The organism is Phycicoccus elongatus Lp2 (assembly GCF_000367525.1).
GTDB classification, from domain to species: Bacteria; Actinomycetota; Actinomycetes; order Actinomycetales; family Dermatophilaceae; genus Phycicoccus_A; species Phycicoccus_A elongatus.
The window spans coordinates 1,377,412-1,384,641 of record NZ_HF570956.1 but is presented as its reverse complement, the minus strand read 5'-3'; the positions used below and the strand labels follow the sequence as shown (position 1 = coordinate 1,384,641).

Below are 7,230 nucleotides of genomic sequence, written 5' to 3'. Positions count from 1 at the left end.
GTCGTCTGTGCTGGGGCCCACCTCCACATCCACCAACCAGCCGAAATACACCAGAGTGTCGTCCGTGACCGCTGAGAGCAGACCTCGTCCACTGTGGCTGAGGCCGAGAGAACTCCTTCGATTGATCCTGGGCGTCGTGGGCGTCTTCGTGGTCCGGGCCTACGGGGTCGCCGGGGCGCTCAGTGCCGCGTTGAGCGACGGGGAGACCTTTGCGCAGAAGGCCAAGGATGCTTTGCTGGTCATCCCCAACCTGGCCGAGCGCTACGACCAGGCGGACTACCTGATCGAGCATCGCGCACAGATTCAAAGCGCGGTTGACTATCTCCACAACCACGCACCGAGCTCGGATCAACTCGCGAGCGCGGCCCAGCAGAGCGCTCGGACGCTGGAGCGCCTCGCCACGTCCTACGACGAGGTGACCCAAGCGCAGGAGTCCTTGACGGCCACCGGCCCGACCAACTTCTGGCAGACCCTTCCGGAGGTCAAGGATCACATCTCAGCAGCGTGGACCGCGTGGCCGGATCTCGACTCGATCGAGCGCCTGCGGAAGGTCTCGGACGACGTGGTGCCGTTCCTGGACCAGGTGAACGCGATGGACATCGACTTCCCGAGGATCTACTCGGCCGTGCTCAGCGTGGCCGACAACTTCGCCAGCGATGAGATCGTGGCCACCCTGGTCGCGATGGGGATGGTTCTGCTTCTCGGTTACGTCGCCGGTCTCGCCGTGGCCTTCTGGGCGCGTCGGGGCAGGCCGGGTCTGCTGGCGACCAGATTGCACGAGCTGGGCGGGAGGACCTTCCACCGCTGGTATGCCGCGAACCCCGAGTTCGCGCCATCCCTCCACGCCGGCCCCCGTGCTCGCATCGCGCGTGAGATCGTGACCGATCCCGAGAAGGCCCTGGCTGGCGATGACGTCGACGCACTGCAACGCTACTTCGATGACAGACGTGAGCGACTGGCCGGCAACTCGAGCTGACACGTTGTGCGCGGAGTTGCCGCTGCTCTTGCCAGTGAAGGGAGTCGCTCCGTCAGCGCACAGTGTCAGTCCCAGGTGGACGCAAGCCCGCCCCAGATCAGGGTCGACACATCGGTGGCCAGTTGGGATCGGTCGGTGCCTGAAGCCGAGGCACCCGATCGCAACCACTGGTCGGCGACGCTGCGCACCATGCCGACGATGGCCTGCCCCCAGATCGCGGCCTGCTCCGGGTCGCGCCCGGCCGCCACCAGTTGGTCGGCCAGCAGACCGGCCATCCGACTCGACATGACGTCCGTGACGGCAGCCGGATCAGCCGACGAGCGCTCCTTCGGCGGCACCAAGGGTGCCGCGACGATGAACTGATAGACCTCCGGATCGACCTCCACCAACTCCAGGTAGGCCACGACCGCGGCTCGCATCAGGCGCTGGGCGCGGGCCGACTCCGACGATGAGGTGAGAGCCTCCGGGCCGGACTCCGTCCCGGGACGGGCCTGCTCCGACAGGACCCCTGTGACGCCCGCGATGATCCTGGCGTCGACGCTGTGCGCCACCGCCCGATACAGGCCAGCGCGGTCGCCGAAATGCCGGTAGAACACGGTCTTCGATGTGCCCGCCGAGGCGGCGATGTCGTCCATGCCGACCCCGGCGCCATGGCGTCGGATCGCCCTGAGCGTGGCGGCCACGAGGTCGGCACGGCGCTTGGTCCGATGAGCGTCCCAGCGCGTCGTGCGGCCGTCGACGACCTCGCAGGTCTCCGGTCCGCTGGCGGCGGCTGGGGTGGGGCTGCTCACAGCCCGGACCGTAGCAGGGTTCGGGAGTTACCTGCTACCGTCAGTACCGGATATCTGGCCGATTGCCACCCAAGCCCACACCCCAGGAGTCCTCGTGACCACCTCGCTGCGCCGTGCTGCCGTCCTCGGCGGCAACCGCATCCCCTTCGCCCGCCAATTCGGCGCCTACGCCGAGGCCTCCAACCAGGACATGCTGACGGCTGCTCTCGACGGGCTCGTCGCTCGCTACCACTTGGGCGGAGAGCAGGTCGGCGAGGTCGTGGCCGGTGCCGTCATCAAGCACAGCCGGGACTTCAATCTCACTCGCGAGTCGGTCCTGGGGTCGGCACTGTCGCCCAGCACCCCGGCATACGACATCCAGCAGGCCTGTGGGACCGGTCTCGAGGCCGCGATTCTCGTCTCCAACAAGATCAAGCTCGGCCAGATCGAGTCCGGCATCGCCGGCGGCGTCGACACCAGCTCGGACGCCCCCATCGCGGTCAGTGAGAAGTTGCGCAAGAAACTCCTCAAGGTGAACCGTGCCAAGGGCGCCAAGAACCAGCTCCTCGCCCTGACCGACCTCCGCCCGACCGACTTCGGGATTGCCTCGCCGGGCAACACCGAGCCCCGCACCGGATTGTCGATGGGTGAGCACATGGCCCAGACCGCCAAGACGTGGGGCATCACCCGCGAGGCCCAGGACGAGCTCGCCGTGGCGAGCCACCGGAACCTCGCCGCCAGCTACGAGCGTGGCTTCCAGGACGATCTGGTCACCTCTTTCAAGGGTTTGGCCAAGGACGCCAACCTCCGCCCCGACTCCTCGATGGAGAAGCTGGCGACTCTCAAGCCGGCCTTCGGCAAGGGTGAGAACGCCACGATGACGGCCGGCAACTCGACGCCGCTCACCGATGGGGCATCCGTCGTGCTCCTGGGCAGCGAGGAGTGGGCGGCAGCGCACGGCCTGAGCGTCCAGGCCTGGTTCGTCGACGCCGAGACGGCAGGCGTTGACTTCCTCCACGGCGACGAAGGCCTCCTCATGGCCCCTGCGTATGCCGTGGCTCGCCTCCTGGAGCGCAACGGCCTGGCGCTCCAGGACTTCGACTACTACGAGATCCATGAGGCCTTCGCCTCAACCGTGCTGGCCACCCTCAAGGCATGGGAGGACGAGGACTTCTGCAAGAACAGGCTCGGCCGGACCGAAGCCCTCGGGTCGATCGACCGAACCAAGTTGAACGTCAACGGGTCGTCCTTGGCTGCCGGTCATCCGTTCGCCGCCACCGGGGGGCGAATCGTGGCCTCGCTGGCCAAGCAATTGCACGAGAAGGGTCCGGGCAGCCGGGGCCTGATCTCCATCTGCGCCGCGGGAGGCCTCGGCGTCGTCGCGATCCTCGAAGGGGCCTGAGCAGCCATGGCGTTCGACTACGGCAAGTTCGTCCAGGGCGGCATCGGGAAGCAACTCGCGACGGCACTGGGGCTGCCGCGCCCGACGAGATTGCGTCGCCACGACCCGAAGGGCTCCTTGGTGCCGGGGGCGGTCTACGTCACCGGCCACGGGGACGCGAAGGTCGCTCACCGGGTTTCGGCCTGGCTCGAAAGAGCCGGCGTGCCGATCGCCACGTCACCCTCGACCTCGGTGGCCGCACTCGTGCTCGACATGAGCGAGATCGAGACGCCGGCCGACCTGGAGACCCTCCGGGCGGCAGTGGCCCCGACCCTCAAGACCATCCAGCCGACCGGTCGGGTGATCGTCATCGGCCGACCGGTCGAAGAGGCGACCTCGGTCGCGCAGGGTGCAGCTCGGCGCGCGATCGAGGGCATCGTCCGGTCGATCGGCAAGGAGATGCGCGCCGGAGGGACCGCCAACACCGTCCTCGTCGCTGATGGCGCGGAGGACGCCGTCGAGGCGCCCCTGCGTTTCCTCCTTTCCGGCCGCTCGGCCTATGTCGACGCCCAGGTGTTCCACGTGGCGACGCCCGTTGCGCCCGTGGAGGACCCGAGCGACTGGGCGAAGCCGCTCGAGGGCAAGGTCGCCGTTGTGACCGGCGCCGCCCGGGGCATCGGTGCCGCTATCGCGGATGTCCTGGCGCGCGACGGCGCGACCGTCGTGTGCGTCGACATCCCCGCCGCCGGCGGACCTCTCGTGGAGGTCGCCAACCGCCTCGGTGGCTCAGCGCTGCAACTCGACGTCACGGCCGACGACGCCGGGGCCAAGATCGTGGAGCACACCGTGTCTCGCCACGGCGGCTTCGACATCGTCGTCCACAACGCCGGCATCACCCGCGACAAGCTCCTCGTCAACATGGACGCCGATCGCTGGGACAGTGTCCTGCAGGTCAACCTGCTCTCGATCCTGCGCATGAACGAGGCGCTCGTGCCGGCCATCAACGACGGCGGGCACATCGTCAACGTCGCCTCCATCGCCGGCATCGCCGGCAACCGGGGGCAGACCAACTACGGCGCCTCCAAGGCCGGGGTCATCGGCATGACGAGCCTGCTGGCCGCGGATCCGACGATCGTGGCCAAGGGCATCACCGTCAATGCCGTCGCCCCCGGCTTCATCGAGACCGAGATGACCGCCAAGGTGCCCCTGGCCACCCGGGAGATCGGTCGGCTGATGAACTCGATCAGCCAGGGCGGTCTGCCGATCGACGTCGCCGAGACCATCGGCTTCTTCAGTTGGGATGCCAGCCGCGGTGTGACTGGCAACACGGTCCGAGTCTGCGGCCAGATGATGATGGGTGCCTGACATGGGCGAACCCAGGGTCGAGACCCTCGACTCCGCGCCGGGTCTCGCCCCGATCTTCGTCCGGGCCGCGCTCTCGCGGACGAGGCGACTCGATGACGCGATCCCGCCGCGAGTCCTGCGGCTGGAAGGGCAGCGGATCGACCGCGATCACCTCACGGCATACCAACGCCTCTGCGGTTTCACGGCCGACGACCGACTGCCCCACACCTACCCGCACGTTCTCGGTTTCGGCCTGCAGGCGACCCTGCTCGGCGACCCGGCGTTCCCGCTGCCGATGGTCGGCCTGGTCCACGTCGAGAACGAGATCACCGTTCATCGGGCGCTGACCGCCGACGACCTGCTCGAGATCACCGTGCACGCCGACAACCTGGCGCCCCACGCCAAGGGACGGACCGTGCAACTCGTCACCGAGGTCGACGTCGACGGGGCCCGAGTCTGGGAAGGCCGCAGCACCTACCTGGCCCGCGGCAAGGGCGAGACCGACGCTCCCAGCGGCGACCGTCCACCGGCGATGCCCAGCGGCTTCCCGGCGGCCCAATGGTCACTGGCCGCGGATCTCGGCCGCGAGTATGCCGTGGTCTCGGGGGACGTCAACCCGATCCACCTGTCCGCGCTCACGGCCAAGCCCATGGGCTTTCCCCAGGCGATCGCCCACGGGATGTGGTCCTACGCGCGAGTCATGGCCGCGTTGGGTCGCCATGCCTCCGGCCCGGTGACCTCCCACGTGTGGTTCCGAAAGCCGATCCTGCTGCCGAGCAGGGTGGACCTCGTGGTGGACACCACCGGCATCCCGAACGTCGCGGGGCTGCGCAGCGCGCGCCGACCCGACGTCGAGCACCTGGTGTTGACCGTCAGCTGACCGGTCCGAGCCCGAAGGCCTTCTGGTAGTGGGAGAGCTCACGCTCGAGGCTGTCGATGATGGTCTCCGCCCTGCGGAAGCCGTGTCCCTCACCGTCGTAGATGACGATGTCGACCTCCTTGCCCGCGGCCGTCATCGCGTCGGCCATGAGCTGGGCCTGCGCCACCGGGACGACGAGATCGTCGGCGCCCTGGAGGAGGAGCAACTCGCCGTGCAGATCATCGATGTGGAAGAGCGGTGACCGGTCTACATAGACCGACTCGCCTTCGGGCCAGGGCGCGACCAGGGTGATCGTGTAGTGCGACTCGAACTTGTGATCGTCGGAGAGGAGTGCCCGAAGGTCGCTGATCCCGAAGTAGCTCGTGCCCGCCGTGAACGCCGTGCTGGATGTCAAGGCCCGCAGGGTTGTGTAGCCACCGGCCGAACCGCCGCGGATCGCCAGTCGAGAGCCGTCGACGATGCCCTCGTCGGCCAGGGCCTTGGCTCCGGACACGCAGTCGTCGATGTCGACGACTCCCCACTGGCCGACCAGGCGCTCGCGGTAGGCGCGTCCGTATCCGGTCGATCCGCCGTGGTTCACGTCGAGGACCGCGAAGCCCCGCGTGGTCCAGAAGTGGACGAGGGTGGCGTAGGCGGGTTCGGCGCGGCTCGTGGGCCCCCCGTGGACGAAGACGAGCAGTGGCGGTCGTTCACCTTCGGGGGCGGACACCTCCGGGTTCACCGGCCGGTAGAGAAGTCCGTGGGCGTCTCGACCCGCGTCGTTGGTCCACGTCCGAGCCTCCGCGCGTGAGACGTATGCCGGGTCGGGGCGTTCCGGCGCCGAGCTCGCCACGATGGTTCGGTCGCCGTCCAGGGGTCCTCGCACCACCTCGGGCAATCGGTCTGCGAGGCCACGTCGGAAGGCGACCTCGGAGCCGATGGCGACGAGGTGGTCGAACATGACGCCCTCGTCGTCGAGGTCCGTGAGAGTGTCCCTGGCGGGATCGAGGACGGCCAGTCGCGAGTACTCGTCCACCCAACGACGGGTGAGCACTCGCCCGTCGGGCAGCAGGGCGTAGTCGACCATTCCCAGCACCCATTGCGGCTGGGCGAGATCGGCGTCGATCGGGTGGACCCGGGTGGCGTGCCCGCCATCCCAACGGTGCAGGTTCCACCAACCGCTCTCATCGCTGATGAACCAGAGCGTGCCGTCGTCGGCGAACTGTGGTTGGGCCACCGAGATCCCGTCGCCACCGGCAATCACCTGCGGTGATCCGGCGCCATCGGTGGTCAGGTCGGCCACCACGAGGCGCGTGGAGTCCCACGGCATGTTCGGGTGGTCCCAGGCGATCCACGCGATCGCGGTGCCCTCCGTGTTCACCGCAGGCCGGGACACGAAGTCGCTGCCGCGCGCGACGACAACGCCCCCATCGGGATTGTCACCGTGCAGGTCGAGGCGCACGAGTTCGTTGACCGGCGCGCCGTCGCCGCGGTGGTCCTCACGCACGGCAAACACCTGCTCGCCGGCCAGGACCAGTCCGCCGTAACGCACTTCGCCCTCGGGAGTGAGGGGAACCGGCTCGGTCGCGCCCGGGTCGAGACGAAGCACCCGAGTGGTCGTGAACTCGCAGAACACGACCAGGCCGTCGCGCACGGCATACGACCCCCCGCCGTACTCGTGCACGCGAGAGCGGCAGTTCCACGGCTCGGGCAGCACGTCCGCCGACCCCGAACTGTCGTGCCGCACCAACGCCGTCCGGCCCTTCTCCCACGGGCGTGACTCGAGCCAATAGGTGCTCTCTCCATCGACGCGGACCTCGTCGATGCGGGCCTGTCGTGCCGTCAGGGCGCTCGCGGGAATCGGGGACGGCCAGGTGCCATGGGGGAGGGTTGCCATGCC

The 7,230-nt window shown here is 68.6% G+C and carries 6 protein-coding genes; 4 read left to right on the top strand and 2 right to left on the bottom strand.

Features of this window, described 5'->3' with window-relative positions; translation table 11 throughout:
• Window positions 1-64 precede the first annotated feature (64 nt).
• Complete coding sequence (locus BN10_RS06545) at window positions 65-976, top strand: hypothetical protein (protein ID WP_156917160.1); 912 nt, start codon at window positions 65-67, stop codon at window positions 974-976.
• A 65-nt stretch (window positions 977-1,041) separates the two neighbouring features.
• On the opposite strand, the gene BN10_RS06540 is transcribed toward BN10_RS06545, so the two are convergent.
• A complete protein-coding gene (locus BN10_RS06540; RefSeq protein ID WP_010850414.1) occupies window positions 1,042-1,767 on the bottom strand; it encodes a TetR/AcrR family transcriptional regulator in 726 nt (241 codons plus the stop codon).
• Window positions 1,768-1,861: 94 nt separating this feature from the next.
• Between BN10_RS06540 and BN10_RS06535 the strand changes: the two genes are divergently transcribed.
• The 3 genes from BN10_RS06535 to BN10_RS06525 are packed head-to-tail and all read left to right on the top strand — an operon-like array spanning window position 1,862 to window position 5,351.
• Complete coding sequence (locus tag BN10_RS06535; RefSeq protein ID WP_010850413.1) at window positions 1,862-3,148, top strand: acetyl-CoA C-acetyltransferase; 1,287 nt, start codon at window positions 1,862-1,864, stop codon at window positions 3,146-3,148.
• 6 nt (window positions 3,149-3,154) lie between these two features.
• A complete protein-coding gene (locus BN10_RS06530; RefSeq protein ID WP_010850412.1) occupies window positions 3,155-4,492 on the top strand; it encodes a 3-oxoacyl-ACP reductase in 1,338 nt (445 codons plus the stop codon).
• Window position 4,493: 1 nt separating this feature from the next.
• Window positions 4,494-5,351, top strand: a complete 858-nt coding sequence (locus BN10_RS06525) for a MaoC/PaaZ C-terminal domain-containing protein (protein ID WP_010850411.1) — start codon at window positions 4,494-4,496, stop codon at window positions 5,349-5,351.
• Here the strand turns inward: BN10_RS06525 and BN10_RS06520 are convergent.
• Window positions 5,344-7,227, bottom strand: coding sequence for a S9 family peptidase (locus BN10_RS06520; RefSeq protein ID WP_010850410.1), 1,884 nt, complete (start codon window positions 7,225-7,227; stop codon window positions 5,344-5,346). The two genes, BN10_RS06525 and BN10_RS06520, sit on opposite strands and share 8 nt — an antisense overlap.
• Window positions 7,228-7,230 lie beyond the last annotated feature (3 nt).

Excerpts from the sequence above, each read along its gene's own strand:
- BN10_RS06530 (WP_010850412.1), top strand. The coding sequence starts at position 3,155 with ATGGCGTTCGACTACGGCAAGTTCGTCCAGGGCGGCATCGGGAAGCAA.
- BN10_RS06525 (WP_010850411.1), top strand. The coding sequence starts at position 4,494 with ATGGGCGAACCCAGGGTCGAGACCCTCGACTCCGCGCCGGGTCTCGCC.
- BN10_RS06520 (WP_010850410.1), bottom strand. The coding sequence starts at position 7,227 with ATGGCAACCCTCCCCCATGGCACCTGGCCGTCCCCGATTCCCGCGAGC.